At 64.4% G+C, this 26,569-nt stretch carries 26 protein-coding genes; 9 read left to right on the forward strand and 17 right to left on the reverse strand.

The genetic code is table 11. The annotated features are described in order from the left end of the window. Positions 1-12: 12 nt before the first annotated feature. From lpxB to pyrH, 13 genes are all read right to left on the reverse strand, one after another. Entirely contained in the window at positions 13-1,176 is a 1,164-nt protein-coding gene (lpxB, locus tag LCF60_RS16730) for a lipid-A-disaccharide synthase (protein WP_292293299.1), read from the reverse strand. After that, the gene (gene lpxI / locus LCF60_RS16735; protein WP_292293301.1) at positions 1,173-2,078 is read right to left on the reverse strand and encodes a UDP-2,3-diacylglucosamine diphosphatase LpxI; all 906 of its coding nucleotides are present in this window, start codon (positions 2,076-2,078) and stop codon (positions 1,173-1,175) included. Before lpxI ends, lpxB begins: the two co-directional genes overlap by 4 nt. A gap of 3 nt (positions 2,079-2,081) precedes the next feature. Next, the gene (gene lpxA / locus LCF60_RS16740; RefSeq protein ID WP_292293302.1) at positions 2,082-2,903 is read right to left on the reverse strand and encodes an acyl-ACP--UDP-N-acetylglucosamine O-acyltransferase; all 822 of its coding nucleotides are present in this window, start codon (positions 2,901-2,903) and stop codon (positions 2,082-2,084) included. Next, positions 2,867-3,328 (reverse strand): 3-hydroxyacyl-ACP dehydratase FabZ, encoded by a 462-nt coding sequence (fabZ, locus tag LCF60_RS16745; RefSeq protein WP_292293303.1) that lies wholly within the window; start codon positions 3,326-3,328, stop codon positions 2,867-2,869. Before fabZ ends, lpxA begins: the two co-directional genes overlap by 37 nt. Before the next feature lie 61 nt (positions 3,329-3,389). Then, positions 3,390-3,974 (reverse strand): OmpH family outer membrane protein, encoded by a 585-nt coding sequence (locus LCF60_RS16750; RefSeq protein ID WP_292293304.1) that lies wholly within the window; start codon positions 3,972-3,974, stop codon positions 3,390-3,392. Then, positions 3,975-6,200, reverse strand: coding sequence for an outer membrane protein assembly factor BamA (gene bamA / locus LCF60_RS16755; RefSeq protein ID WP_292293336.1), 2,226 nt, complete (start codon positions 6,198-6,200; stop codon positions 3,975-3,977). A 201-nt stretch (positions 6,201-6,401) separates the two neighbouring features. Continuing rightward, a complete protein-coding gene (locus LCF60_RS16760) occupies positions 6,402-6,560 on the reverse strand; it encodes a hypothetical protein (protein ID WP_292293306.1) in 159 nt (52 codons plus the stop codon). Positions 6,561-6,666: 106 nt separating this feature from the next. After that, entirely contained in the window at positions 6,667-8,010 is a 1,344-nt protein-coding gene (rseP, locus tag LCF60_RS16765; protein WP_292293308.1) for an RIP metalloprotease RseP, read from the reverse strand. 3 nt (positions 8,011-8,013) lie between these two features. Continuing rightward, positions 8,014-9,186, reverse strand: coding sequence for a 1-deoxy-D-xylulose-5-phosphate reductoisomerase (gene dxr, locus LCF60_RS16770; RefSeq protein ID WP_292293310.1), 1,173 nt, complete (start codon positions 9,184-9,186; stop codon positions 8,014-8,016). Further along, positions 9,183-9,971, reverse strand: a complete 789-nt coding sequence (locus tag LCF60_RS16775; RefSeq protein ID WP_292293311.1) for a phosphatidate cytidylyltransferase — start codon at positions 9,969-9,971, stop codon at positions 9,183-9,185. Before LCF60_RS16775 ends, dxr begins: the two co-directional genes overlap by 4 nt. Further along, on the reverse strand, positions 9,968-10,702 hold the full coding sequence (uppS, locus tag LCF60_RS16780) for a polyprenyl diphosphate synthase (RefSeq protein WP_292293313.1): 735 nt from the start codon (positions 10,700-10,702) through the stop codon (positions 9,968-9,970). Before uppS ends, LCF60_RS16775 begins: the two co-directional genes overlap by 4 nt. Positions 10,703-10,726: 24 nt before the next feature. After that, positions 10,727-11,290 carry a ribosome recycling factor gene (frr, locus tag LCF60_RS16785; protein WP_292293315.1) on the reverse strand — a complete coding sequence of 188 codons (564 nt, stop codon included), beginning with the start codon at positions 11,288-11,290 and terminating at the stop codon, positions 10,727-10,729. Positions 11,291-11,402: 112 nt separating this feature from the next. Continuing rightward, the gene (gene pyrH, locus LCF60_RS16790; protein WP_292293317.1) at positions 11,403-12,170 is read right to left on the reverse strand and encodes a UMP kinase; all 768 of its coding nucleotides are present in this window, start codon (positions 12,168-12,170) and stop codon (positions 11,403-11,405) included. A gap of 140 nt (positions 12,171-12,310) precedes the next feature. Between pyrH and miaA the strand changes: the two genes are divergently transcribed. The 3 genes from miaA to LCF60_RS16805 all read left to right on the forward strand — a co-directional run bounded on the left by miaA (position 12,311) and on the right by LCF60_RS16805 (position 16,072). Then, positions 12,311-13,195 carry a tRNA (adenosine(37)-N6)-dimethylallyltransferase MiaA gene (miaA, locus tag LCF60_RS16795; protein ID WP_292293337.1) on the forward strand — a complete coding sequence of 295 codons (885 nt, stop codon included), beginning with the start codon at positions 12,311-12,313 and terminating at the stop codon, positions 13,193-13,195. Between the two features lie 213 nt (positions 13,196-13,408). Beyond that, positions 13,409-15,079, forward strand: a complete 1,671-nt coding sequence (locus LCF60_RS16800; protein ID WP_292293319.1) for an ABC transporter substrate-binding protein — start codon at positions 13,409-13,411, stop codon at positions 15,077-15,079. Between the two features lie 144 nt (positions 15,080-15,223). Beyond that, positions 15,224-16,072: a DUF1206 domain-containing protein gene (locus tag LCF60_RS16805; RefSeq protein WP_292293321.1), complete on the forward strand. Its 849-nt coding sequence runs from the start codon at positions 15,224-15,226 to the stop codon at positions 16,070-16,072. Between the two features lie 9 nt (positions 16,073-16,081). Here LCF60_RS16805 and LCF60_RS16810 read toward each other — a convergent pair whose 3' ends face one another. Beyond that, positions 16,082-16,675, reverse strand: coding sequence for a lytic transglycosylase domain-containing protein (locus LCF60_RS16810; RefSeq protein ID WP_292293322.1), 594 nt, complete (start codon positions 16,673-16,675; stop codon positions 16,082-16,084). 237 nt (positions 16,676-16,912) lie between these two features. Between LCF60_RS16810 and ssb the strand changes: the two genes are divergently transcribed. Then, on the forward strand, positions 16,913-17,425 hold the full coding sequence (ssb, locus tag LCF60_RS16815) for a single-stranded DNA-binding protein (protein ID WP_292293324.1): 513 nt from the start codon (positions 16,913-16,915) through the stop codon (positions 17,423-17,425). A gap of 30 nt (positions 17,426-17,455) precedes the next feature. Here ssb and aroB read toward each other — a convergent pair whose 3' ends face one another. Further along, positions 17,456-18,568 (reverse strand): 3-dehydroquinate synthase, encoded by a 1,113-nt coding sequence (gene aroB, locus LCF60_RS16820; RefSeq protein ID WP_292293326.1) that lies wholly within the window; start codon positions 18,566-18,568, stop codon positions 17,456-17,458. Continuing rightward, positions 18,565-19,113, reverse strand: coding sequence for a shikimate kinase (locus LCF60_RS16825; protein ID WP_292293328.1), 549 nt, complete (start codon positions 19,111-19,113; stop codon positions 18,565-18,567). Before LCF60_RS16825 ends, aroB begins: the two co-directional genes overlap by 4 nt. A gap of 120 nt (positions 19,114-19,233) precedes the next feature. On the opposite strand from LCF60_RS16825, the gene LCF60_RS16830 reads away from it, so the two are divergent. The 4 genes from LCF60_RS16830 (at position 19,234) to LCF60_RS16845 (ending at position 23,237) form a co-directional block, all read left to right on the forward strand. Continuing rightward, complete coding sequence (locus LCF60_RS16830) at positions 19,234-19,383, forward strand: hypothetical protein (RefSeq protein ID WP_292293329.1); 150 nt, start codon at positions 19,234-19,236, stop codon at positions 19,381-19,383. Next, on the forward strand, positions 19,373-20,929 hold the full coding sequence (locus LCF60_RS16835; RefSeq protein WP_292293330.1) for a hypothetical protein: 1,557 nt from the start codon (positions 19,373-19,375) through the stop codon (positions 20,927-20,929). The genes LCF60_RS16830 and LCF60_RS16835 overlap by 11 nt, the downstream gene beginning before the upstream one ends. Further along, the gene (locus tag LCF60_RS16840; RefSeq protein ID WP_292293332.1) at positions 20,926-21,852 is read left to right on the forward strand and encodes a site-specific tyrosine recombinase XerD; all 927 of its coding nucleotides are present in this window, start codon (positions 20,926-20,928) and stop codon (positions 21,850-21,852) included. The genes LCF60_RS16835 and LCF60_RS16840 overlap by 4 nt, the downstream gene beginning before the upstream one ends. Positions 21,853-21,920: 68 nt before the next feature. Next, the gene (locus LCF60_RS16845; protein WP_292293333.1) at positions 21,921-23,237 is read left to right on the forward strand and encodes an HlyC/CorC family transporter; all 1,317 of its coding nucleotides are present in this window, start codon (positions 21,921-21,923) and stop codon (positions 23,235-23,237) included. A gap of 100 nt (positions 23,238-23,337) precedes the next feature. Here the strand turns inward: LCF60_RS16845 and LCF60_RS16850 are convergent, their stop codons facing one another. Next, positions 23,338-25,752, reverse strand: coding sequence for an FAD-dependent oxidoreductase (locus LCF60_RS16850; protein ID WP_292293334.1), 2,415 nt, complete (start codon positions 25,750-25,752; stop codon positions 23,338-23,340). A 146-nt stretch (positions 25,753-25,898) separates the two neighbouring features. Between LCF60_RS16850 and LCF60_RS16855 the strand changes: the two genes are divergently transcribed. Continuing rightward, positions 25,899-26,569: FAD-binding oxidoreductase (locus LCF60_RS16855; RefSeq protein WP_292293335.1), on the forward strand; the 671-nt coding region annotated here is incomplete at its 3' end.

Raw genomic sequence — 26,569 nt, forward strand, 5'->3', positions numbered from 1 at the left:
CGGGGGGGCGGATCAGGAGGTCCGGCCCCCGTTTTCGTTCAGGCCGTCGAGAACCGCGCGCGCGGCGCGCGCGCCGGGCGGCACCCCGCCCTTTCCCAGACGCGCCATCGTCAGGGCCATCGCGTCGATCTGCGCCGTCGGGTGATCAAGAGTTTCGATCATCGTCGCGGTGATCGCGTCGGGCTGACACGCCGCCCCGATGAATTCCGGCACCACGCGGGTCTCCGACACAAGGTTCACCAGCGTGACCGTGTCGACCCGCAAAAGTCGCCCGATCACCTGTCGCGACAGCCAGTTCATGTCATAGGCGATCACCATCGGGGTTCCGGCCGCCGCCAGTTCCAGCGAAACGGTGCCCGACGCCGCAAGTGCGACATCCGCCGTTGCGAAGGCCGCGCGCTTTGCTGCCGCGCCGTCTTCGGCCGGGTTCACGATCACAAGCGGCACCGGCCAGTCCCTGACCGCGTCACGGATTTGCGCCGCCAGATTGGGCGCGGCGGGCAGCACGAAGGCAAGGTCGGGTCGCTGGTGGTGCAGCCGGGTCGCCACCTCGCGGAAGATCGGCAGCAACCGGGTGACTTCGCTACGCCGCGATCCGGGCAGGATCAGCGCAATCGGCACATCCTCGAACCCGTGCCGTTGACGGAAATCCTTTGCCTCGGCTTGTGTCGCCACCGGGTCGGTGACCACCGGATGGCCGACGAAATCGCAGCGCATACCGGCGGCTTCCATGTAGGGCGGCTCGAACGGCAGAAGCGCCAGCACCTGGTCGATATGCGCGGCCATCTTGCGGGCGCGCCCGGGACGCCAGGCCCACACAGTAGGGGCCACGTAATGCACGGTCCTGATGGTGCTCCTGGCCTTGACCTCTTTCGCCACGCGCAGCCCGAATTCCGGCAGGTCGATGGTGATCAACACGTCCGGTTTCGCGGTCAGCACCGCCTCGGCCGTTTCGCGGATGCGCGCCTTGAGCTGGCGGTATTGCGACAGGATCTCGGTGATCCCCATGATCGAGATCTCGTCCATCGGAAACAGGCTCTGCAGCCCTTCGGCGATCATCCTGTCGCCGCCGACCCCGTGAAATGTCACATCGGGCACCTGGGCGCGCAGCCCCGCCATAAGGGCCGCGCCAAGCTTGTCGCCCGAGGCTTCCCCTGCCACGACGAAGACCTTCATCCGCCGCCCTTTTCGCGGACCCAGAGGAACAGGCCCAACGCATCGCAGCGCGCGACGGTCCGGGTCCGGTCGATCAGCATCACGCCGCCGGCTTCGATCACGATGCCGCCGAGGCCTGCCGCCGCCACCGCATCGGGCGTGCCGGGGCCGATCACCGGCAGATCGGCGCGCCGGTCCTGTCCGGGCTTCGGCCCCTTGAAGAGGATGCCGCCCTCGCTTTGCGTCGCGCCGCCGCCGAGCCAGTCGGTCGCATCGCCCAGCAAGCCGCCGAACATGTCGCTTGCGGTGCTGATCGGATTGGTCAGGAAATCCCCCGAGCCGGTGGTCCTGTCCCGCGCCAGCCGGGTCAGCATGGCATCGGTGCCCGCCGCGTCTTCGCGGGCCAGAACCAACTCGCCGCGCACCACGCACGCCTGTCCGGCATCCCGCGCGCCCATGGCCGCGACGGTGCGTTCGCCCAGGGCGGCCTCGACACTGTTCTGCGGGGCGTAGGACTTGAAGGTCGGGACACCCGCTGCCGGAAGCAGGTCCGGCACGAGATCATCAACCGGGACAACCCGCAGCCCGGCCTCTTCGAAAAGATCCATCACGATGCGCAGCGCCCCGTCATCGCCCGAGGTCAGCGCGGTCTGCAAGCGCGGCACAAGCGGCGCCGTCTTGTCGTCAAGCCGCGCCGGGTCGATCGGCGGGCGTCGGATCGCGCCGCACAGACACACCCGGGTCACGCCGCGGGACTTGAGCGTCGCAAGCAGCGTGCCAAGCGTTTCAAGATGAAAGGTCAGATCCGCGGCAAGGCCATCGGGTTCGAACCCGGCCAGCACGCAGACAAGCGGGCGCGCCTCCTGTGCGTCGGCCACGATGCGCGGCAAACGCCCCTGCCCGCAGATCAGCGCCAGCGTCACCGCTCAGCCCGGCGTCAGGAACGACCGGTCGGTGTCGCCCAGGATAAAATCGACGATATGGTGCACATAGTCGCTGTCGGTCTCGTCCTTGAGGCGTCGGGCGCGGTCCTGAAACGCGCCTTCGCCCTGTGCCAGCATCTGGAACGCGGCGCGCAGCGCGGTGATGTCGGCGCGGCTGACACCCTTGCGCTTGAGCCCGACAAGGTTGAGCCCGTCCAGACGTCCGCGGTCGGCCTGCACAAGGCCGTAGGGGATCACGTCATTCGTCACCATCGTGACCGCCCCGATGATCGCGCCGCGCCCGATGCGCACGAACTGGTGCACGCCGGACAGGCCGCCGATGATCACGTCATCCTCGACGACACAGTGCCCCGCCAGGGCGGCGCTGTTGACCACGATCACCCGGTTGCCGATCTGCACGTCATGCGCCACGTGGCAGCCCGCCATGAACAGGTTGTCGTCGCCCACGCGGGTCACTCCGCCACCGCCCTTGGTGCCGGTGTTCATCGTGACGTGTTCGCGGATGCGGTTGCGCGCACCGATGACCAGGCTGGTCTTTTCGCCCCCGAACTTGAGGTCCTGCGGAATTTCGCCGATCACCGCGAAAGAGAACACCTCGGACCGGGTGCCGATCTCGGTCTGGCCGGTCACGACGACGTGGCTTTTGAGCACGACATCCTCGGCCAGCGTCACCTCTGGGCCGACATGGCAGAACGGGCCGATGATGCAGCCGTCGCCGATCTTGGCGCCGTTTTCGATCACGGCGCTGGGGTGGATACGGGGCGTTGTCACGTGGGCAGGTCCATCATGGCCGAAAATTCGCATTCCGCCGCCATGTCGCCATCAACCGTCGCCACGCCGCCGAATTTCCAGACCTTTCCGCCCGGTTTGCCGCGCAGCGTGGTCAGCCGCATCTGGAGCTGGTCGCCCGGGATCACCTTGCGGCGGAACTTGCATTTGTCGATGGCCATGAAATAGATCAACATTTCCTTGTCCGCGAGATCAAGCGCGGTGCCCACCATCACTGCCGCGGTCTGCGCCATCGCCTCGATGATGGTCACGCCGGGCATGATCGGTGTGCCGGGGAAATGGCCCTGGAAATGCGGCTCGTTCATCGTGACGTTCTTGATGCCGAGCGCGGATTGCGTGCCGTCGATCTCTTCGACGCGGTCCACCAGAAGGAACGGGTAGCGGTGCGGCAGGATGCGTTGGATCAGTTGGATGTCGGCGCGAAGCAGCGTGTCGCTCATGGGGCGTCCTTTTGGATATCGTGCGATGTGACTAGCAACCCCGACCCGTCGGGGCAAGGTTTCAGGGGCGCAACGGCAGGATGTCCGCGCCGGTGCCGAATTCGGCATTCACCCGCCGCACCGCCTGGTCGGTGATGTCGACGGAATCCGCGCTCAGCAGAACCGCGCGCCGATCGAGGATCGCAACCGCGCCGCTTTCCTCCATCAGTTGCAGCAGGACCGGCTGAACCGCGATCAGAAGCGCACGGCGCGCTTCGTCGTTGCGCTGTCCAAGGGTGCGGGCCTTTTCGTCCTGCTCGCGGCGCAGGCGCTGGACCTTTTCGTCGAACGCCTCGGCGCGGGCGCGAAACGCCTCGGGCGCGAGCGTGTCGCGCAAATCCGTCAATTCGCGCTCCTCGGCGGTCAGTTCCGCTTCGATCCGGCGATTCTCGGCGGCCAGTGCGGCGCTTTCCTCTTCGATTTCGCGCGCGATGCGCTGCCCGAAATCGCTTTGACTATAAAGCACATCCGGCGCGACCGTCAGGATCAGGCTTTGCACCACCCCGACATTCGACAGGCCGCCATCCTGCTGGGCAAAGGCGGGCGACCAGATTGTCAGAAGCGCTCCGAAGAGCGCCCCTGCCGCTGTGCGAACGAGACGCGACATCTAGAACTGGGTGGAGATGGTCAGGTCGAAATTCTGTTCTTCGTCGAACTTTTCCTTGCTGACCGCCTCGCTGAAGTTGAACCGCAGCGGGCCGATCGGCGTGTTCCAGAACAGCGACACACCCACCACCTGGCGGGCCGTGAAGTCCTCGTAAAGCACGTCGGGATTTGACTCCTCAAGCCCCCAGAGGCTGCCGATATCGTAGAAGACACCCCCCGACACGCCATATTCCTCGGGCAAGGGCAACGGGAATTCCGCCTCGAAGCGGGCCACGGCAAAGTAGTTGCCGCCCAGCGGATCGTTCACGCCCCCCGGGGCCACTTCGCGCGGGCCGATGCCGCCGCCTTCGAAGCCGCGCATCAGGCTCGATCCAAGCGCAAACCGGTCGGTCACGCGCGACGAGCCTTCCGAGAAATCCAGCGAGCCCGCCTGAAGCGTGGCGCGCAATGTGACCTCGTCATTGTAGACCCTGGTCTGCGCGATCGCCCGCAGGTTGGTTTCGACATAGGTCCTGTCGCCGCCGATGCCGCCGAAATCCTGACCGAATTCCAGCAGCACGCCGGCATTCGGATCAAGCCCCGTGCGCCGCGTGTCGAAGCTGTAACGATACCCCAGGAAACTGTCCCAGACCTCGCCCTGATCGGCTTCGGCGGTGATGATCGAGCCGACCTCGGGCGCAAGATTCGTGATCTCGGAATAGCGCGCGCCGTAACGCAGGTTCAGGCGACCGTTCTCGGAGACCGGAAAGGTGAAGCCTGTCGAGAAATTCCCGATCGCCGTGTCATACTCGGCCGAGGCATTGTCCGTTTCGAGGTAGCTGACGCTGAAGTTGAACGCCAGATCGCGGCCCAGAAAGGCCGGCTCGGTGAAGCTGAAGTTGTAGTTCGAGGAATCGACCCCGGTGGTGACACCCAGGGCAAGCTGCTGCCCGCGACCAAGGAAATTGCGTTCGCGAAAGGTGATTGCCGCGCCGAAGCCGCTGCTTGTCGAATAGGAGCCGCCAAAGCTCAGGGAGCCGGTGGGCTGTTCCTCGACATCCACGTCGATCACGACCTGCTGCGGTGTGGAGCCTTCGCGGGCTTCGACCTGCGCATCGCCGAAATAGCCAAGCGCCCGCACCCGTTCCGCGCTTTCACGGATTTCGCGGGGGTTGAACGGATCGCCCTCGACCAGCCGGAACTGACGGCGCACCACCCGGTCGAGCGTCGTCGTGTTGCCTTCGATGTCGATGCGTTCGACAAACACCCGTTCGCCGCGCGTCAGCAGGAATTCCACGTCCAGCGTCAGGTCGCGGTCATTGCGGGTCACACGCGGTTCGACCCGAACGAAGTTCAGACCCTCGCGGATCGCCAGCCGTTCAAGCCGCGCGATCTCGGTTTCCACCGCGGTCGGCGAATATGTCGATCCGGACCGCAGGCGGATGGCGTTCTGGAAGATCTCGGGGTCCACCTCGGCCATGTCCGACGTTGCCGTTACGTCGCCGAACGAGAATTGCTGTCCCTCTTCGACGTTGAAGGTGATGAAATAGGCGTCCCGCTCGTTGCTCAACTCGGCATTGACGCCGGTGGTGCGAAAATCGACATAGCCGCGCGACTGGTAGAAATCGCGCAGGACCTGGCGGTCGAAATCGATGCGGTCTTCGATGAACGTATCGGATTGGACAAGCGCGCGGAAAAGACCCGCCTGCTTGGTCTCGAGAACCCGGCGCAGACGACGGTCGCTGAACACCCGGTTGCCCGCAAAGCCGATACGCTCGACCTCGGAGACGCCGCCTTCGAAGACTTCGAAGACCAGGTCGATGCGGTTGTCGGACCGGCGGATGACCTTGGGCTGTACGCGGGCCGCGATCCGGCCCTGCTGCGAATAGGCTTCGGTGATGCGGGCGGCATCCGCCTCGGCGGTGGACGGGCTGAACACGCGGCGCGATTCCGACTGCACGATGGCGGACAGCGCGTCGTCGTCGATCCGGGCGTTGCCTTCGAAGGTGATGCGGTTCACGGTCGGGTATTCGACAACCCGCACAAGCAGCGTGTTGCCGCGCGGTTCGATCTCGACGCTCTCGAACAGGCCAGAGGCAAGAACCCGCTGATAGCCGTCGTTCAATTCGGCCGCCGACACCGTCTCTCCGCGCTCCACGCCAAGATAACTCGCGATGGTTCCGGCCTCGATGCGCTGATTGCCCTCGACCGAGATCGCATTGAACTGGAAATCCTGCGCCCGGACCATGTCCGGCAGAGCGACGAACCCGACGGTTGCGGCGATCGAAGCAGCTACGATAAAGGGACGAATGTAAGGTTTCCGCGCTGCTCGCCGCGTTTCCTGCCCGCCTGTTTTTTGTGTCATTTTGCCCACCTACTCAGACATCCTTTTGAGGAAGTGAGTACCGAGATTACCCCTGCTTGTCAAAAGCGCAGAGCGGGTAATCCCTCAGTAGCCGACAGGGTGTGTCATAGCTTCCATCATCAGGGACCCGATATACGCACCAAGGAAGAGCGACGCTGCGATGGCGAACACGTACAGCAGCCGGTCCCAGTTGATGGAAATGAGCAGGCTGAAAGTCTTGTAGCCGTCTTGAATCGTTTGCATCACATACCTCGGATCCGTGGTTCCAAGGCAGGAAATAGCCGCCGATTATGTCGACAATTCGGCGGGAAATGCGGCGATTCTGTGAAACCGCCGCATTTTCGAGGCCTTACGGACAGAACAGGTCGTTCGACAGGGCAAACAGCATGAGCGACAGCAGCATGGTCAGCCCGATCGCCATGAGAACCCTCAACGCCTTGTCGCTGGGGGGACGCCCGGTCACCGCCTCGTAGGCGTGGAACACCAGATGACCCCCGTCGAGCACCGGGATCGGGAACAGGTTCAGCAACCCCACCGCCGTGCTGAGCACCGCGATGAACCAGATGAAGCTGGCGGTCCCCTGCGAGGCCATCGACCCCGACGTTTCCGCGATTCCGATCGGCCCGGACAGGTTGCAGGTGCTGATCGCGCCTGTGATCATGTGCCAAAGGCCCGACAGCGACCCGTCGATGATGCGGCCGGTCTGTTCGACACCCGACCAGAAGGCGCTGATCGGCCCGGTGAATGCGGTTTCGGGTTCAAAGAACATGCCGCCGACAATGCCGATCCGGAACGCGGTCTTGAAGCTGCCATCCGGCTGCGGCTCGTCGGTGCGGCGCGGCGTCATCTCGAGCGTCCGGATGTCGCCGTCGCGCCAGACCTCCATCTCCAGGGTCGCTCCGTCCGATCCTTCCACCGCATCGCGCAGCTGGTCGAAGGCATAGATCTCGTCGCCATTTATCGACACGATGATGTCGCCAGCCCGGAACCCCGCATCATCCGCCGCCGAGCGCGGAATGATCTGCGTCGCCACCGGCGGATAGACATAGGGCCCCTGCACCACCTGCCGGTCGCCATCGCGCAGGACGGTGTAGTCCAGATGCTCCTGCTCGGGCAGGTCATCCAGGAATGACTGGAAACTGGCGGATTCGCTGAAGGATGGCAGGTCGGTGCCTTCGATCGCGACCAGTTCGTCTCCGACCCGAAGCTCGTTCTGGGCCGGAACCGCGCGCAATTCGCCGATCTGCACGGGTTCGGTCACTTCGCCCCGCAGCATGAAGATGCCGGTGAAGATCAGGATCGACAGCGCAAAGTTGAATGCCGGGCCCGCCGCCACGGTGGCGGCCCGCGCCCAGAGCGGTGCGCCGTTCATCGTGCGGCGGCGTTCACTTTCCGACAGGCTTGCCATCGCGGCATCGTCCTTGCCGCCGGATGCGTTGCTGTCGCCCCGGAACTTGACGTAGCCGCCCAAGGGCAGAAGCGCGAATTGCCATTTCGTGCCGCGCTTGTCGACCCGCGAGAACAGCACCGGCCCGAACCCCAGCGAGAACACGTCCGCGTCGATCCCCGACCAGCGGCCGACGATGTAATGGCCGTATTCGTGGATGGCGACAATCACCGACAGGGCGATGACGAAGGCCAGAACGGTCCAGATCACGCCGCCGAACTGCGGCAGTAACGCTGCTATATCCAATGCTCAGCCCTCTAATTCAGTCATGATTTCATCTGCCCGTACCCGAGCGAGATGGTCTGCATTCATCACGTTATCAAGGGTGATGTCGGCATCAATATGACCCTGCTGGGCCGAAACTCTGGACAGAACCTCTTCGACAACCGATGCAATCTGTTGAAAACCGATGCGTTTGTCGATGAACCCGTCCAGCGCGCGTTCCTTGGCCGCATTGAACACCGCGCCGGACAGACCACCCGTCGCCATGACCCCGCGCGCCAGTCGCAGCGCGGGCCAACGGGTCTCGTCGGCGGAGCGGAAGGTGAATTGGCCAAGCGCCACCAGATCCAGACGCTCGACCGGCAGCGACTTGCGGTCCGGGTAATGCAGCGCAAAACCGATGGCGTGGCGCATGTCCGGCGGTCCGACATGCGCCATCAGCGCGCCGTCGGTGAACCCGACCAACGCATGGATCATCGATTCAGGATGGACCACGGCTTCGATGCGGGACGGATCGATCTGGAAAAACTCTTTTGTTTCAATCAATTCCAGCGCCTTGTTGAACATGGACGCACTGTCGATGGTGATCCGCTGGCCCATGTCCCAATTGGGATGCTGTGCGGCCTGTTCCGGAGTCGCCTTGGCCAGATCCGCCAGCGGCCAGTCGCGGAACGCGCCGCCCGAGGCGGTGATGATGACCCGTTCGACCGTCGCGATATCCTCGCCGATGAGGGCCTGGAAGACGGCGGAATGTTCACTGTCCACCGGCAGGATCGTCGCGTCATGCGCCCGCGCCGTCGCCAGCATCAGCGGCCCCGCGCAGACCATGCTTTCCTTGTTGGCCAGCGCAAGGCTCGCCCCCTGTTCGAGCGCCCGCAGCCCGGGCGCAAGGCCGGCAGAGCCGACGATGCAGGACATCACCCAATCTGCCGGGCGCGACGCCGCGTCGAGCAAGGCAGATGGACCCGCCGCCGCCTCGATGCCTGTTCCCGCCAATGCGCTGCGCAGGTCGGCAAGCCGCGCCGGATCGGCGGTCACGGCCAGTTCCGCATTGAACCGTTTCGCATCGGCGGCGAGTTGCGCGACGTTCTGCCCCCCGGTCAAGGCGACGATCTGGTAGGCTTCGCGATCGCGCCCGATCAGGTCGAGCGTGTTCTGGCCGATGGACCCTGTGGCCCCGAAAATGGAAATCCGCCTCATGGAGTCCCCGGCGGGAACCCGATCAGCTGTCCGGCGATCACGATGAACAGCGCCGCACCCAGCATGCCGTCGAACCGGTCGAGCAATCCGCCGTGACCGGGGATCAGCCGCGAGCTGTCCTTGACGCCGACGCGCCGCTTGATCGCGCTTTCCGCGATGTCACCGATCTGGCTGGCCATGCTGACCCCGATGCTGACCCCGATCAACCCGGCCCCCACCTGCGTCGCACCGGCAAAGAGCAGGGCAATCGCGGCGGCTCCGACCCAGCCGGCCACCGTTCCCGACCATGTCTTCTTGGGGCTGACGCGCGGCCAGAGCTTGGGTCCGCCGATCATCCGCCCGGCGAAATAGCCCGCGATATCCGTCACCACCACGACCAGCAGCAGCCAGACCATCCAGGTCAGGCCGAAATCATCGCGCAGCGCCATAAGCCCATAGCCCGCCAGCAGGATCAGCGCGGTGAAGACCGCATAGGTCACACCGCCCCGCTCCATCCGGCCAAGACCAAGCATGGAAGGCGCCATCAACAGCGGCAAGGCGAAGGCGCCGGGCAGTTCGATCGCGACCATCGCCACCAGCGCTGAGACGCCCCCGAGCACGATCGGTGTCCGGGTGCGCCCGGTGTCGAGCATGGAGACGAGCTCCCACACCATCAGTCCCGAAACGATGGCGATCAGCGCATGGAACCACAGACCGCCGAGCCAGACACCCAGTGACCCAAGGCCAACCATCGCCACGGCTGACAACAGCCGCGGGGCAAGGTCGTCCCACTTGCCCGACGTCATGCCACCACGGCTCCGAACCGGCGGTCGCGGGTGCCGAAGCCATCCACGACAGAGCGGAATTCCGCGGCCGAGAAATCGGGCCAGAGCGTGTCGATGAATTCATATTCGGAATAGGCCGATTGCCACAGCAGGAAGTTCGAAATCCGCGCTTCGCCACTGGTCCGGATCACCAGGTCGGGATCGGGTAAAACGCAAGTATCCAAGTACCTTGGAAGCGTTTCTTCATCCACTGCCTCAGGATCGAGCTTGCCCGCGGCCACGTCCCGCGCCAAACGCTTGGTGGCGCGTGCCACCTCGTCGCGGCCACCGTAGTTGATCGCGATGGTCAGGTTCACGGTCCGGCACTCGGCGGTCAGCGCCTCGAGCTCGTCCATCATGAAGACGAGCTTGTCGTCGAGCCGGACCCGGTCGCCGATGAAGCGCACGCAGACGTCGTTGGCCTTGAGCGATTTGGCCTCGCGGGTGATGTAGCGGCGAAACAGGTTCATGAGGCCCGCGACCTCGGATTGGGTCCGCTTCCAGTTCTCGGTCGAGAACGCGAACACCGTCAGGTAGTCGACACCAAGGTCCGGGCAAGCCTCGACGATCTCGCGGACACGGCGCGCACCGGCCTGATGGCCGAACAGGCGCGGTCGCCCGCGCTGCGTCGCCCAGCGGCCATTGCCGTCCATGATGATGGCGACGTGACGCGGGCCACCTTCCGTGCCTTTGATCCGAGGCTTTGCCTGCATGGCGGGGTCCTTCCTGCGCGGCCTTCAGACCTGCATGATCTCTTCCTGCTTCGTCTCCAAAGCGGCGTCGATTTTCTTGATGTAGCCGTCGGTCAGTTCCTGAACCTCTTGTTCCCAGAATTTCTGGTCGTCTTCGGACAGGCCCTCCGACTTGGCCTTCTTGATCTGGTCCATGCCATCCCGGCGGATGTTGCGCACCGACACGCGGGCATGTTCGGCATATTGCCCGGCGACCTTGGTCAGATCGCGTCGGCGTTCCTCGTTCAGTTCGGGAATCGGCAGCATGATGATCGTGCCATTGAGCTGCGGATTGATGCCCAGGCCGCTTTCGCGGATCGCCTTTTCGACCTTGCCGACAAGTCCCTTGTCCCAGACGTTGATCGTCACCATGCGCGGCTCGGGGACGTTCACGGTGCCGACCTGGTTGATCGGCGTCATGCTGCCATAGGCGTCCACCATCACCGGCTCCAGCATGGAGGCACTGGCGCGCCCGGTGCGCAGCGAGGCGAATTCGGTCCGCAGGTTCGCCATTGCCCCGTCCATACGGCGGGTCAGATCGTCGGTGTCCAATAGAAAGTCGTCTGCCATTTGGCCCTCAACAGCTTTTTTTGCTTTAGCTCGCGTTCTAAGCGACATGTGCCGCAAAGTATAGCACTATGCGCCCCCGTTCGTTCACGAGGGGCAACCTGTGACGGTAAAGTCAGGCCACGTCGCCCGAACTCGTTTTCGACGCGCCGCCATGAACGATGGTGTAGGTCCCCTCGCCCGCCAGGATGCCGCGGAACCCGCCGGGTTCATCCAGCGGGAACACGACGATCGGAAGGTTGTTGTCGCGGGCCAGGGCGATGGCCGACGCGTCCATCACCTTGAGGTTCTTCTGCAGAACCTCGTCATAGCTGACCGCATCATACCGCAAGGCGTCGGCATGTTCGCGCGGATCCTTGTTGTAGATCCCGTCGACACCGTTCTTGCCCATCAGGATCGCCTCGCAGTTCATCTCGTTGGCGCGCAGCGCGGCGGCGGTGTCGGTGGTGAAATACGGATTGCCGGTGCCGCCCGCAAACACGCAGACGCGTTTCTTCTCGAGATGGCGAACCGCGCGGCGACGGATATACGGCTCGGCCACCTCGTCCATGCGGATCGCCGAAATCACCCGGGTAAAGACGTTCAGTTCCTCGAGCGCGGATTGCATCGCCAGCGCATTCATCACCGTGGCGAGCATGCCCATGTAATCGGCCGTGGTGCGCTCCATCCCCTGCGCGCTGCCTTGCAGCCCCCGAAACACGTTGCCGCCGCCGATCACCATGCAGATTTCGACACCCAGATCATGCACCGACTTCACTTCCTGAGCGATGCGCTGAACTGTGGGCGGGTGAAGACCATAGCCCTGGTCCCCCATCAGCGCCTCCCCCGATATCTTGAGCATGACGCGTTTGTATTTTGGATTGGGGCGGTCGGTGTCTGCCATGTTGCGCTCCGTCTGACCGAGAGTCTAAGTTGCGCGCAAAGTGTCGGAAAACCGGCAGCGGTACAAGACGAAGTCGTGCCGAAGGTGCATAACGTCGTTGCAACGGCGGGGTTCAAGGAAGTGCAGGCGCGGTGAGTACCATTTCCGATCTGATCCGCAGCGTCGATCCGGCCCGGCCCGTGCTCATCGCCGGCCCCACGGCAAGCGGCAAGTCGGAGCTGGCGCTGCGGCTGGCCGAAGCCCAGGGCGGCGTGATCGTGAACGCGGATGCGATCCAGGTCTTCGCGGATTGGCGCGTCCTGACCGCGCGGCCGTCGCAAGACGACGAGGCCCGCGCGCGCCATGCGCTTTACGGTCATGTCGCCGGGCATGTCCCCTATTCCGTGGGCGACTGGCTGCGCGACCTCGACCCGTATCTCGACGCCGACACCCGGCCGATCATCGTCGGCGGAACCGGTCTTTACTTCACCGCGCTGACCGAGGGGCTGGCGCAGATCCCGCCGACGCCCGAGTTCATCCGGCGCGAGGCCATGGCACGGATCGACGAGGAGGGTCACGGCGGCCTTGCCGCCGAGCTGGATCCTGAAACCGCGGGCCGCATCGACCTGGCCAACCCGATGCGCGTGCAGCGCGCCTGGGAAGTGCTCAGGTCGACCGGCAAGGGACTTGCGCTCTGGCAGGACGCGACCGATCCACCGCGCCTGCCGATCGCGGAGGCGACGGCGCTTGTGGTCCATGCCGACAAGGCATGGCTGACGCCGCGGATCGAAACCCGCTTCGACACGATGCTCGCAACCGGCGCGCTGGAAGAGGCACGGGCCAACCGGCCCGGATGGTCGCCGGATCTGCCCTCCGCCAAGGCCATTGGCGCAGCCGAGCTGATGGCCGTCCTCGACGGTTCCATGACACTCGACGAAGCCCGCACGCGCGCGACCATCCTGACCCGGCAATTCGCCAAGCGGCAGCGCACCTGGTTCCGTGCCCGCATGCGGGCCTGGCAACAGGTTGACGCGCAGGCGCTTTGATCGACGTCCCGGCTCTAAACGCTTGCTGGCCTTTGGATGACGCTTTAAGAAAAGACCGTGTCACGATCAGCCCCCCGAGGCTTCGATGTTCCGACGGACGCGCAGCTTTGGACCAAGCAAGCTTTCGCGACCCGACAGACCGCCATGCTCAGGCCTGGACCACCGCAGAGTTCGGGCGCGCCACAAGAACGACCGTGTCACAGGGAGAACCAGATGAAACACCCCGCGCGCTCAGGTCAGTTGCACCCGGCAGCCACGCTTCATGCCAACGAGTTCAGGAACGGTCACATCGACCGGCGCGAATTTCTTGCGCGCACGACCATGCTGGGTGTCGCGACCGGAACAGCCTATGCGCTCGGCGGATTGCGGGCCCCTGCCCATGCGGCGGCAAACGTCCGGCAGGGCGGCACGCTGCGCATGCAGATGGAGGTCCGCCGGCACAAGGATCCGCGCACCTATGACTGGACGCAGATGGCCTATGTGACGGCCGGCACGCTTGAATACCTGGTCGAATACAATTCGGACGGGACGTTTCGCGGGATGCTGCTCGAAAGCTGGGACGCGAGCGACGACGCCACCCGATACACGCTGAACGTGCGGCAGGGCATCACATGGAGCAACGGCGACCCGTTCACATCCGCCGATGTTGCGCGGATGATTGAACGCTGGTGCGACAAGCAGGTCGAGGGCAACTCGATGGCCGGCCGCATGGCGACGCTGACCGACCAGGGCACCGGCAAGCTCGCCGACGGCATCATCGAGATCGTCGACGCCCACACCCTGCGCCTCAACCTGCCGCGCCCGGATATCACCATCATCGCGGGCATGGCCGATTACCCGGCGGCGGTGGTGCATGAAAGCTATGACCCGACCGCCGATCTTTCGACCCTTGTCGGCACGGGTCCGATGGTGGTGGAAAGCTTTGAGCGGGGGGCGCGGGCGGTGCTCGTCAAGGGCGATCACCCGTGGTGGGGCAATGACGCGTTCGAAGAAGGCGGCTTCTACCTCGACCGGATCGAATTCATCGACTACGGCACCGACCCGGCAGCCTGGCTCGCGGCGGCAGAAGCCGGAGAGATCGACACGCTTTACGAAAGTGTCGGCGCTTTCATCGACGTTCTCGACGCGCTCGGCTTCGAGCGGACCGAGGTCGTCACCGGCGCCACGGTCTGTATCCGTCCGAACCAGAACGCCGAAGTGAACGGCGTGATCCCCTATGCGGACAAACGTGTCCGGCAGGCTCTGGCGATGGCCGTCGACAACGGGATCTGCCTCGAACTCGGCTATGGCGGCCGCGGCATCACGGCAGACAATCATCACGTCGCCCCCGTCCATCCCGCGTACAATCCCGACGTCGGTCGCCTGCCCCACGACCCGTCCAGGGCTGCCGCCCTCATGCAGGAGGCGGGCATGGCCGATTTTGAGCACGAGCTGATCTCGATCGACGATGAATGGCGCAACAACACCGCCGATTCGGTGGCGGCACAGCTTCGCGATGCCGGCATTCCGGTGAAAAGAACCATCGTGCCGGGCCGGGAATACTGGGTCGACTGGATGAACTACCCGTTCAGTTCGACAAGCTGGAACCACCGGCCGCTGGGCGTCCAGACGCTGGCACTGGCCTATCGCACCGGCGAGCCATGGAACGAAACGGGCTTTTCGGACGACAGGTTCGACGCGCTGCTGGCCGAGGCGAATTCGATCGCCGATGTCGACGCCCGCCGCGAGGTGATGGGCAAGCTGCAGGCGATCCTCGTCGAGGAAGGCGTGACGATCCAGCCCTACTGGCGCTCGCTCTACCGCCACCACCGTCCGGGCGTGGTGGGCACGGACATGCACATCTCGTTCCTGCCGCAGCTCTACAAATACGGGTTTGCGGCCTGACCGGCTGACCGCGAATCCGCTGTAGGCAAACAAGTCCGCCACAGGGCACCATGACAAAGGCCACCGAAGGGCCGTGCGCGGTGCTGTGGAACCAATACCCCGCCTGACCGATTGACCCCCAAACAGATGTGAGGGGTTTTTGACATGAGTTCGCAGTCTTTCGGATGGACCATTCCATTCATGCAGACCGGCTACGCGGGCCGCGGCCTGGTCTACGTGGTGATCGCCGGGTTTTCGCTCTGGGCGATCTGGTCGGGTGGTTCTGCGCAAGGCACGGATTCCGCCCTGAGCCGCCTTCAGGGCACGCCGGGCGGCTATGTCATTCTGGCTCTCATCGCCTTTGGCCTGTTTGCCTATTGCATCTGGCGCCTGCTGGATGCGGGGTTCGATCTCGAAGCCTATGGAAGCGATGGCAAGGGCATCATTGCGCGGATCGGCATGGTGGTGACCGGGCTTGTCCACGCCGGTCTCGGCGTTGCGGCGTTCGGAATCCTCACCGGGTCGGGCGGTGGTGGCAGCGGCGGCATCCCGGGGATGACGCGCCGGGTACTTGAATTGCCGCAGGGCCAGTACATTGTCGGCGCGGCGGCCATCGCCATTCTCGGCGCCGGTCTTTACTATCTCAAGAAAGCCATAGGCGAAGACTACCGCGAACACCTGCGCGCCAACCAGTTCACGGTGAACTGGAACTGGGTCCTGAAAGCGGGCGTCGCCGCGCAGGGCGTTATCGTCACGATCGTCGGCGGATTTTTCCTCGTTGCCGCGCTGACCTTCGATCCCTCGGACGCCGGCGGCATTTCGCAGGTTTTCGACTGGCTGGCATCGCAGCCCTTCGGCCAGACGATCGTCGTGCTGATCTGTCTCGGACTGTTGGGATTCGCACTTTTTTGTTTCGTGAACGCGGCCTACCGCATCGTGCCGCGCGCGGCATCCGAGGACATCGAGACGCTTGCCAAGCGGCTCAAGGCCAAGGCCGAAGCCGAGGCCAGCTGACCGCGCAGGTCAGCGGCCCCAGATCTTTTTCACGTAATTGCGTGTTTCCCGATAGGGCGGGATGCCCTTGTGCTTCTGCACGGCACCGGGACCGGCGTTGTAGGCGGCCAGCGCGAGCGGCCACTGGCCGAAGGTGCGGTACTGTTCCTTGAGATAGCGCGCCCCGCCATCGAGGTTCTGCTCGGGATCGTTCGGATCGACCCGGAGAAGCTTCGCGGTGCCGGGCATCAACTGCGCCAGACCGATCGCGCCCTTGTGCGACAGGGCGTTGGGATTGAAATTCGATTCCTGCTGGACAAGCCGCAGGAACAGGTCTTCGGGGATGCCGTGACGTCGCGCGGCAGCGCGTGCAAGACCCAGATAGACCCCGGCATAGCGACCGCGATATGTCGGGACCGGGCCATCGGCGCCCGCCTCGCCCCACTTGGTTGGCGTCACCACCTTGGGCGGCTGCAACCGGACCGAGCTTTTGTACTGCTGGGCGGCCCGGGAATCCAACACCTTGGTTTTGCTGGAAAAAAGCGTCACCCGGTTTTTCGAAGACAATACCTCGGCACTGGCGGCTCCGGAACTTGCCATGGCAACGGCACACAGAACGGCCATCAATCTCTGTCTTGCTGTTCGCATATCTGCTCACGTCCCACGTTGAGATCTCTGCCGTGTATAGTCGGATTTTCCGTTTCACGCCAGCCTTGGTTGGTCATGAAATCTTAACCACAAGCTGATGGGCTGGAGCGGGCCTCACAGGCCAATAGCTGATGGCAATCCTGCGGACCGCTGGTGTAGGGTTGTCCAAACGGCGCGCTGCGCCAGAGATTCGAACGCAAGAACGGGGGACCCATGGCCGGTTCAGTCAACAAGGTGATCATCGTCGGCAATCTGGGCCGCGATCCGGAAACGCGCACATTCCAGAACGGCGGCAAGGTCTGCAACCTGCGGATCGCCACGTCGGAAAGCTGGAAGGATCGCAACACCGGAGAACGCAAAGAGCGGACCGAATGGCACAGCGTCGCCATCTTCAACGAGAACCTCGCCCGTCTGGCCGAGCAGTATCTGCGCAAGGGCTCAAAGGTCTATGTCGAAGGCAAGCTGGAAACCCGCAAATGGCAGGACCAGTCGGGCCAGGACCGCTACAGCACCGAAGTCGTTCTGCGCCCCTTTGCCGGCGAACTGACCTTCCTCGACAGCCGCGAAGGCGGTGGTGGCGGTGGCTATCCCAGTGGTGGCGGCAGCGAAGGTAATGACTATGGCGATGACTACGGGGGCGGCCGCGATTACGGCGGCCCAAGCGGTGGCGGCGGTGGCCCTGCCCGCGCACCATCCCGCGACATCGACGACGAAATCCCGTTCTGAACCGGAAAGGCGCCCATCGCGGCGCCTTTTCTATCGCTCTGACAGCGCGTCCTGCAACAGGTGCAGAACCGTATCCGACGGCACGTCCGACGTGACAAACGCCTCGCCGATGCCGCGCGCAAGAATAAAGCGCAATTGCCCGTCGATCACCTTCTTGTCCTGCCCCATCAGGTCCAGCAGTCTCTGCGCGTCCGGCAGATCGCCGTCGATATCCGCCAGGCTCATCTTCATGCCCATGCCCGACAGCATCTGGCGCACCCGGCTCGGGTCTTCCTGCGCACACAGGCCAAGACGCGACGACAGGTCGAAGGCCAGCGCGCAGCCGATGGCGACACCTTCACCATGCAGCAGGCGGTCGGAATAGCCGGTTGCGGCTTCGAACGCGTGGCAGAACGTGTGACCGAGGTTCAGGAGCGCGCGGTCGCCCTGCTCGGTCTCGTCACGCACCACGATCTCGGCCTTCATCTCGACCGACCGCTTGACCGCGTAGGCCAGCGCGTCCGGATCTCGCGCGGTGATCCGGGCCGCATTTTCCTCCTGCCAGTCAAAAAACGCGGCATCCCCCAGCAAGCCGTATTTGACGACCTCGCCATAACCCGCGAGGAAATCGCGCTCGGGCAGCGAGTCGAGCACTGATATATCCGCCAGAACCAGCGCCGGCTGATGAAACGCCCCGATCAGGTTCTTGCCTTGCGGCGCGTTGATGCCGGTCTTGCCACCGACCGAACTGTCCACCTGCGCCAGCAGCGATGTCGGGATCTGCACGAAGCGCACCCCCCGGCGCAGCACGGCGGCGGCAAACCCCACAAGGTCTCCGATCACGCCGCCGCCAAGCGCGATCACCACGTCGCGGCGTTCGATCTTCTGCTCCAGAAGCCATTCGACGGTGCGTTCGAACTGCGGCCAGCCCTTGGTCGCTTCGCCGGCCGGCAGGGTCAGGCTCATCGAGGCGACGCCCGCCTCCGTCAACGCCGATTCCAGTGCCGCAAGGTGAATCGCGGCCACATGGGTATCCGTCACGATGGCTACGCGGGGCCGCGCCAGCAGCGGGGCGATCTCTGCCCCGGCACGCCTCAGCAGGTCGGGGCCGATCCGGACGTCATAGGCGCGGCCCTCAAGCGGAACATGTACGGTTTCGATCATTTCAGGACCTCCAGGACATCCGGCCGGGTCTTGAGCGCCTCGATCACCCGGTCCGCCATGTCATCGACCGACAGCCCCGGTTCCGACGTCACCGTCAGATCCGCCTCGGCATAGATCGGCACGCGCTCTTCATAAAGCCGGGTCAAGGTGCCCAGCGGATCGGGAACCCGCAGCAAGGGCCGCGTGTCCTTGTGTTTGACGCGGCTCCAAAGCAGCGGCAGATCGGCGTTCAGCCAGACCGCGACCCCCTTTTGCGAGATCAGTGCACGGTTTTCCGGTGCCATGTAGGCCCCGCCGCCGGTTGACAGCACACCGCGTTCGTTTTCAAGCAGCCGGGCGATCACCTGGCGCTCCTTGACGCGAAAGAACGCCTCGCCGTCACGCGCGAAGATCTCCGGGATGGTCATGTTGGCGGCTTTCTCGATCTCGGCATCCGAATCGAGGAACGGAGCGTGCAACGCTGCGGCCAACGCCTTGCCAACGGCGGTTTTTCCGGCCCCCATCATGCCGATCATCACCACCGTTTTCTTCAGTCTTGCCTGCATTGCCCTTGTTTCTCGGCCAAGTGCCGCCAATTCTTTGACATTCGCCGTTGAATGACGTGATCTTGCTCAAAAGGCCAGTTATAACTTGCGAAAAATCACCGAGGCAGGGCGAGGGTGTCCATGGGGCGCATGATAAAATGGTTGATCTATCTTCTGATCATCGGCGCCTTGGCGCTGATTGCCTATGCCTATATCGGGCCGTATTTCGGCGCGGACTTTTCCCCGCCGCAAACCGAAGTCCGACAACCCGTGACGCTGGATGCAGATTAAACCGTACCTTCTTGTAACGGCGCTGTTCGCGCCGCCGCTTGCCGCGCAGGACCAGCCGTTGTCGGCCATAGACTGGCTGGAGGTGCAGCGCACTGCCCCGCCCTTCACGCAGGTCATTCCGGTGCCGCCGGGAAAACCCGTGGCCCAGAGCGCCACCGTCCCCGACGTCGATGTCCAGCCGCTCGATGCGCCCGATCTCGGCGGCGTGGGGCTGTTGCCGGGTTCAGTGACCGGCCTGCCGCCCAGCCTTTGGCGAGGCAGCCGTGAAAGCGACCTGCTGACGGCGATCGACGCGCTGCACTCGCGCAAGCCGGCTGTGCCCGCGCTGGATTCGCTTCTGCATACGCTGCTGCTGGCCGAGGCGGACCTGGCGGCGGACAGCAATGGCGAGGCCTTTCTGAAACGCCGCTTGCAGATGCTCTTCGATCACGGGCTGGTCGCCCCGGCCGAGGCCATGGTCGAACGGGTCAGCGACCTGACACCGGGGCTCTTCGAACAGGCGTTCGATCTGGCGCTGCTTACCGGGTCGGATTCGCATCTGTGCCAGATGTTGAACGAGACCCCCCGCCTGAGCACCGATCTGCCGACGCGCATCTGGTGCGCCACGCGGGCCGGAGAGTATCCGCTGGCGATGACGATCTATCAGACCGGGGCCGCGCTGGGACAGCTCTCGGGTGTCGATGAAGAACTGCTCTTGCGCTTTCTCGATCCCGAGTATTCGGAATCCACGACGCCGCTGCGCCCACCGGTTCGGCCGACGCCGCTGCAATTCCGTCTGTTCGAGGCAATCGGAGAGGCGCTGCCGACGACGCCGCTGCCCCTGCCCTTCGCCGTTGTCGAACTGTCCGGCGATGCCGGCTGGCGGGCGCAGTTGCAAGCGGCCGAACGCCTGGCTCGCGCGGGGGCGATCGACGGCAACCAATTGTTGGGTGTCTATACCGACCAGAGGCGCGCCGCGTCCGGCGGGATCTGGGACAGGGTCGAGGCGTTGCAACGCTTCGAAACGGCGCTCGAAACCGGCGATGCCGAGACCATATCGTCGGCGCTGGAACAGGTCTGGCCGCATATGCGGACGGGCGGGCTTCTGGTGCCGTTCTCGAACCTGTTCGCAGCCCGGATCGCGGATCTGCCGCTCAGTCCGCGCGCCAGGCGCATCGCGGGTATCGCGGGCCTGCTGTCGGACTCCTACGAGGACGCCGCCCGCGGCCTCGCCTCGGGTGACGACGCCGCGCTTTCCTTTCTGGCCCAGATTGCGCTGGGACGATCCCCGGACATCATCGCCTCCGAGGTGCCGCATGCGGGTGCGCTGAAGACCGCGTGGAGCAGCGCTCCGAAAGCGCCCGGGGACATGGCCGACCTGCCCTCGCAGGACCGTCTTGGCGAAGCCTTGCTCAAGATCATCGCCCGCTTCGAGACCGGCGCGCAGGGCAATGATGCCGACGTGGCCGAGGCGTTGCAGGCGCTGCGCGCCTTCGGGCTCGAGGACACCGCCCGCCGCGCCGCGCTGCAATTGGCGATCCTCGACATGGAAGGCGCGCGGCGATGAGCGATCGGCACTGGATCGCCGCCTTCCTGGATGCGCAGGCCGCCGAACGCGGTGCCGCCACCAACACCCAACTGGCCTATGCCCGTGATCTTGCGGATTTCACCGATTGGCTTGCGGGCCGGGCGTCGTCGCTCACGGCAGCGCAGAAGGCGGATGTCGAGAATTACCTGATCCATTGCGACGCGCAGGGACTGGCGAAATCCACACGCGCGCGGCGCCTGTCGGCGATCAAGCAACTGTACCGCTTCTGTTTCGAGGAAGGCTTCCGGGCCGACAACCCGGCGGTGCAGATCAGCGGGCCAGGCCGCGACAAGCGCCTGCCCAAGACGCTGTCCACCCAGGAGGTCGACCGCCTGCTCGAGGCCGCCACCGCGCATGGCCGCACCGCCGCCGACCGGGGACGCAACACCTGCCTCATGCACCTGCTTTACGCCACCGGAATGCGTGTCAGCGAACTGGTCACGCTGCCCCTGTCCGCGGCCAAGGGAGACCCGCGCATGCTGCTGATCCGCGGCAAGGGCGGCAAGGAACGCATGGTGCCGCTGTCGCCGCCCGCCCGGGTCGCCCTGGCCCGATGGCTCGAAACGCGCGAAGCGATGGAGGATGCGGCGCGCGCGGACGGCAAAGCCGCCTCGACCTTTCTTTTCCCCTCGCGCGGCAAATCCGGCCATCTGACACGGCACGCGTTTTACGTGCTGATCAAGGAATTGGCCGTCGAAGGCGGTGTGTCGCCCGCCAAGGTCACGCCGCACACGCTGCGCCACGCCTTTGCGACGCATCTTCTGGCCAACGGGGCCGACCTGCGCGCGATCCAGACCTTCCTCGGCCATGCCGACGTCTCGACGACCGAGATTTACACCCACGTCCTGGAGGAACGGCTGAAGGAGTTGGTGCTGGATCACCACCCGCTGGCCCGCGACTGATCGACAGACCTTGAACGCGCCGGGCGCTGACCCCATAACCTGTTCAGATTTTCAAAACGTTGGACCCTATGGAACCCGCATCGACCGGCGCTGACGCCGCTTTCTGGATCACCTCTGCCGCCATTATCGGGCTTTTGGTGCTTTCGGCCTTCTTCAGTGGCTCTGAAACCGCGCTGACGGCGGCCTCGCGGGGCAAGCTGCGCTCGATGTCCGACAAGGGCTCCAAGGGGGCTGACCGGGCTCTGCTGATCACCGAAGACAACGAGCGCCTGATCGGGTCCGTCCTGCTTGGCAACAACCTGGTCAACATCCTCGCCACGTCGCTGGCCACGGCGCTCTTTACCCGGATGTTCGGCGAATCCGGCGTGGCCCTGGCCACCCTCGTGATGACGGTGCTGGTGCTGGTCTTTGCCGAGGTTTTACCCAAGACATACGCCATCACCAATGCCGAAAGCGCCGCCAGCCGGGTGTCTCCGATCATCCAGCTGGTCATCACGGTGTTCTCGCCGGTCGTCGGCGCGGTGCGCGTGCTGGTGCGCGGCGTGCTGCGGGTTTTCGGCGTCAAGGCTGATCCCGACAGCCACATCCTTGCCGTGCGCGAAGAGATCGCCGGGGCGCTGCACCTGGGCCATTCCGAGGGCATCGTGGAAAAGGAAGACCGCGACCGCATCCTCGGCGCGCTGGACCTGAGCGACCGCACCGTCGAGGAGATCATGCTCCACCGCTCGGGCATCGAGATGATCGACGCCGACAAGGAACCGCAGGAGATCCTGCGGCAGTGCCTGGAGTCGAACCACACCCGCCTGCCCGTCTATCGCAAAGACCCGGAAAACATCATCGGCGTCGTGCATGCCAAGGATCTCTTCCGCACGATGTACGACTTCATGCAGCAAGGCGAGAAACCCGCCGAAGCAATGAGCAGTTTCAAGTTCGCGGATGTGGCGATGAAGCCGTATTTCATCCCCGAAAGCACGTCGCTTGACGACCAGATGCGCCAGTTTCTGCGCCGCCGCACCCATTTTGCGCTGGTGGTGGATGAATACGGCGCCTTGCAGGGCCTGATCACGCTAGAGGACATCCTTGAAGAGATCGTCGGCGAAATCACCGACGAATTCGATCCCGACGGAGACCATGCGGTCAAGCGCGGCGAGGACGGCAATTACTGGATCGACGGGTCCATGACGATCCGCGATCTCAACCGCGCGCTCGACTGGACACTGCCGGATGACGAGGCCAACACGGTGGCCGGCCTGGTGATCCACGAGGCGCAGATGATCCCGACGATCGGCCAGTGTTTCAGCTTCCACGGCTTCCGGTTCGAGGTGGTGGCGCGGGACAACAACCGCATCACCGCTCTCAAGATCCGACCGCTGGCCGCGGAGTAGCCCTCGGCGCTCACAACGCGTCGACGCGTTGAGACGTTTCCGTTGACGGAAACGCCGGGGCGCTGCCCCGGACCCCGGGATATTTGAGAACCGAAGAAGATCAGGCGCGCAGTCTTGCGCCCTCCGGGTCGAAAGGGGGCCGATCCAGAATGGTGGCCCGGTGCGGGCGGCCGAGCACCATCACCTCGACCTGATCGCCCGGCTCTGCACCTTTGACAAAACCAAGGGCGAGCGACTGGCCCACATGGTAGCCATAAGCGCCGGAACTGACCCGACCGATACCGACACCGTCCTTGAAGATCGGCTCGCCTCCGGTGGCATCGGCGTTCGACGCATCGGTGTCTTCTGCGGTCAGCGCCAGCAGCACTATGTGTTCACGGGCGGGTTTGGCCATGTTGGCCAGCGCCGCGTCGCGGTTCAGGTAGGGTTTGTCGGTTCGGCAGAGCCGGTCGAGCCCGCATTCCTGCGGCCAGTATTCCGGGCTGTATTCGCGGCCCCATGAACCGTAGCCCTTTTCCATGCGCAGGCTCATCAGCGCGCGGCTGCCCACGGGGATCGCGCCGACGTCTTGTCCGGCCTCAAGCAGCGCGGCGTAAAGCGCGGCTTGATCCGCAGCGCGGCAATGCAGTTCCCAGCCCAGATCGCCGGTGAAGGACACGCGCAGGGCCATCACCTCCACCCTCGCGACGTCGATCATCGCGGAACGCATGAACGGCCAATCGGCGGTGTCGAGCGACGTGTTGGTCAGCCGTTGCAGCAGGGCTCGGGATTGGGGACCCGCCACGTTGAACCCGCACCAGTTGTTTGTCAGGGATTCGAACCTCGTGCCTTCGGGCAATGGCACCGCGTCGTAGAGCCGTTTCTGATAGCGCTCGGCCATGCCGGAGCTGACGATCCAGAACTCGTCCTCGGCCAATCGCGTGACTGTCGCATCCCCCGCGATCCCGCCGCGTTTGCCGATCAGCGGTGTGAGGCAGGACCGCCCCACGTCGCGTGGAATGCGGTTGGCGAAGACCGCGTTCAGCCAGTCCTCGGCCCCCGGCCCCGTGACGCGGTATTTGGCGAAGTTCGAGATGTCGATGATCCCGGCGCCGTCGCGCAGGGTACGGGCTTCGTGGCCCACCACGTCCCACCACCGCTGGCGAGTGAAGCCTGCGCTGTCGGGGACCTCTTTCGAGAAATAGAGCGGGTGTTCCCAGCCGTAGTTCAGGCCGAACACCGCGCCCATGTCCTTCTGCGTCTCATAGACAGGGCGCGTCCGCACGGGGCGGCCCGCGTCGCGTTCCTCCCCGGGGAAGTGAATCTTGAACCGGTGCGCGTATTGATCGCCGACCCGCGCCTTGGTGAACTTGGCATCGGCCCAATCGCCAAATCGCGCCACATCCCAGGCGAACATGTCGTACTGCATCTCGCCTTCGATAACCCATTGCGCCACCATAAGGCCCATGCCGCCAGATTGCGAAAAGCCGGGGATGATGCCGTTACAGCAGAAGTAACCCTGTTTTTCCGGCACCGGCCCCAGCAGCACATTGCTGTCCGGCGACCAGATCATCGGGCCGTTGATCACCCGCTTGATCCCGGCGCGGCCCACGACAGGCACCCGGTCGATGGCGCGCATCATGTTGGGTTCGATCCGTTCCAGATCATCGGCGAAAAGCTCGTGCCCGAACCCCTGCGGCGTGCCGTCCTCGGCCCAGAAGCGCACGTCTTTTTCGTATGCGCCGACCAGCAGGCCCTTGCCCTCTTGCCGCAAGTAATATTCGCCGTCCCGATCCGCAACCGAGGGCAGACGCCGGTCCATCGCCTCGATCTCTGTGATGGTTTCGGTGACGAAATACTGGTGTTCGGTGGGCAGGAGCGGCAGCTTGATGCCCGCAAGGGCCGCCACTTCGCGCCCCCAGAGGCCTGCGGCGTTGATCACCCAATCTGTACGGATATCGCCCTTTGGCGTGCGCACGATCCAGGTTCCCTCGGGCTGGGGATCAGTCGCTATGACGGGCGTGAAGCGATGGATCTCGGCACCTTTCAGACGCGCGCCTGCGGCATAGGCTGCTGTCACACCGGACGGGTCCACATTGCCACCGTCGGGTTCATACATGATGCAGCGGATGCCGTCGAAATTCACCAGCGGGTGCAGCGCCTCGGCCTGCGCGCGGCTGACCTCGTGGAAATTCATGCCATAGAGTTTCGCCTTGGCCGCTTGCAGGCGCAGCTGATGTTCACGCGCTTCAGTCTGGGCAAGATACAGGGACCCCGGCTGGAACACGCCACAACTTTGGCCGGTCTCGGCCTCGAGCTGATTGTAGAGCGCCATCGTGTAATGCTGAATGCGGCTGATATTGGTGCTGTCATGAAGCCCGTGGATATTGGCGGCGGCGTGCCATGTTGACCCGCTGGTCAACTCGTCGCGTTCCAGCAGAACGACGTCGGTCCAGCCCAGTTTTGCCAGATGGTACAGGATCGAACAGCCGATGACGCCGCCGCCGATGACGACAGCCTGGGCGTGGGTTTTCATGGCGAGTCACTCCAATCGCGTCGTCCCTACCCTTTGCGTGACAGCGCGACAGAGGTTGCCCTCTGCCGACATGCGGTGTCGTTTTCGGGCAGGACGCACCGAACCCGCCCTGCACATTGTCGAACCAGAAAAACGAGGGGCCATCCATGCAAACCACGACCCGAGTCTGTGTCATCGGCGGCGGCGTCGTCGGCGTTTCGGTGCTGTATCACCTGACCAAACTGGGCTGGTCGGACGTGATGCTGGTGGAGCGGTCGGAGCTGACCTCCGGCTCCACCTGGCACGCGGCGGGTGGGTTTCACACGCTGAACGGCGACACCAATATGGCGGCGCTTCAGGGCTACACGATCCGGCTTTACAAGGAACTGGAAGAGATCACCGGCATGTCCTGCGGGCTGCACCATGTGGGCGGCATCACGCTGGCCGACAACCGCGACCGGTTCGACATGCTCTTGGCCGAGCGAGCCAAGCATCGCTACATGGGGCTGGACACGCAGATCGTCGGGCCTGAGGAGATCGCGAAAATCGCGCCGATCACCAATCTCGACGGCATCCTTGGTGCTCTGTATGACCCATTGGACGGGCATCTTGATCCGTCGGGAACCACCCATGCCTATGCCAAGGCGGCGCGGATGGGCGGGGCCACGATCGAGACACATGTGATGGTGAAGGACACCGTGCAACGTCCTGATGGCACGTGGAATGTCGTCACTAACAAGGGCACGGTTCATGCCGAACATGTTGTCAACGCCGCAGGCCTCTGGGCGCGCGAAGTCGCCGCGATGGCAGGGGTTTACCTGCCGCTGCACCCGATGGA

It is taken from the genome of Marivita sp. (assembly GCF_020055635.1).
Classification (GTDB): domain Bacteria; phylum Pseudomonadota; class Alphaproteobacteria; order Rhodobacterales; family Rhodobacteraceae; genus Marivita.

Bases quoted from the DNA above. Each gene is read 5' to 3' on its own strand.
- lpxB (WP_292293299.1), bottom strand. From the start codon at position 1,176: ATGAAGGTCTTCGTCGTGGCAGGGGAAGCCTCGGGCGACAAGCTTGGC.
- lpxA (WP_292293302.1), bottom strand. From the start codon at position 2,903: ATGCGAATTTTCGGCCATGATGGACCTGCCCACGTGACAACGCCCCGT.
- fabZ (WP_292293303.1), bottom strand. From the start codon at position 3,328: ATGAGCGACACGCTGCTTCGCGCCGACATCCAACTGATCCAACGCATC.
- LCF60_RS16750 (WP_292293304.1), bottom strand. From the start codon at position 3,974: ATGTCGCGTCTCGTTCGCACAGCGGCAGGGGCGCTCTTCGGAGCGCTT.
- bamA (WP_292293336.1), bottom strand. From the start codon at position 6,200: ATGGTCCGGGCGCAGGATTTCCAGTTCAATGCGATCTCGGTCGAGGGC.
- LCF60_RS16760 (WP_292293306.1), bottom strand. From the start codon at position 6,560: ATGCAAACGATTCAAGACGGCTACAAGACTTTCAGCCTGCTCATTTCC.
- dxr (WP_292293310.1), bottom strand. From the start codon at position 9,186: ATGAGGCGGATTTCCATTTTCGGGGCCACAGGGTCCATCGGCCAGAAC.
- LCF60_RS16775 (WP_292293311.1), bottom strand. From the start codon at position 9,971: ATGACGTCGGGCAAGTGGGACGACCTTGCCCCGCGGCTGTTGTCAGCC.
- uppS (WP_292293313.1), bottom strand. From the start codon at position 10,702: ATGCAGGCAAAGCCTCGGATCAAAGGCACGGAAGGTGGCCCGCGTCAC.
- frr (WP_292293315.1), bottom strand. From the start codon at position 11,290: ATGGCAGACGACTTTCTATTGGACACCGACGATCTGACCCGCCGTATG.
- pyrH (WP_292293317.1), bottom strand. From the start codon at position 12,170: ATGGCAGACACCGACCGCCCCAATCCAAAATACAAACGCGTCATGCTC.
- LCF60_RS16800 (WP_292293319.1), top strand. From the start codon at position 13,409: ATGAAACACCCCGCGCGCTCAGGTCAGTTGCACCCGGCAGCCACGCTT.
- LCF60_RS16805 (WP_292293321.1), top strand. From the start codon at position 15,224: ATGAGTTCGCAGTCTTTCGGATGGACCATTCCATTCATGCAGACCGGC.
- LCF60_RS16810 (WP_292293322.1), bottom strand. From the start codon at position 16,675: ATGGCCGTTCTGTGTGCCGTTGCCATGGCAAGTTCCGGAGCCGCCAGT.
- ssb (WP_292293324.1), top strand. From the start codon at position 16,913: ATGGCCGGTTCAGTCAACAAGGTGATCATCGTCGGCAATCTGGGCCGC.
- aroB (WP_292293326.1), bottom strand. From the start codon at position 18,568: ATGATCGAAACCGTACATGTTCCGCTTGAGGGCCGCGCCTATGACGTC.
- LCF60_RS16825 (WP_292293328.1), bottom strand. From the start codon at position 19,113: ATGCAGGCAAGACTGAAGAAAACGGTGGTGATGATCGGCATGATGGGG.
- LCF60_RS16830 (WP_292293329.1), top strand. From the start codon at position 19,234: ATGGGGCGCATGATAAAATGGTTGATCTATCTTCTGATCATCGGCGCC.
- LCF60_RS16835 (WP_292293330.1), top strand. From the start codon at position 19,373: ATGCAGATTAAACCGTACCTTCTTGTAACGGCGCTGTTCGCGCCGCCG.
- LCF60_RS16840 (WP_292293332.1), top strand. From the start codon at position 20,926: ATGAGCGATCGGCACTGGATCGCCGCCTTCCTGGATGCGCAGGCCGCC.
- LCF60_RS16845 (WP_292293333.1), top strand. From the start codon at position 21,921: ATGGAACCCGCATCGACCGGCGCTGACGCCGCTTTCTGGATCACCTCT.
- LCF60_RS16850 (WP_292293334.1), bottom strand. From the start codon at position 25,752: ATGAAAACCCACGCCCAGGCTGTCGTCATCGGCGGCGGCGTCATCGGC.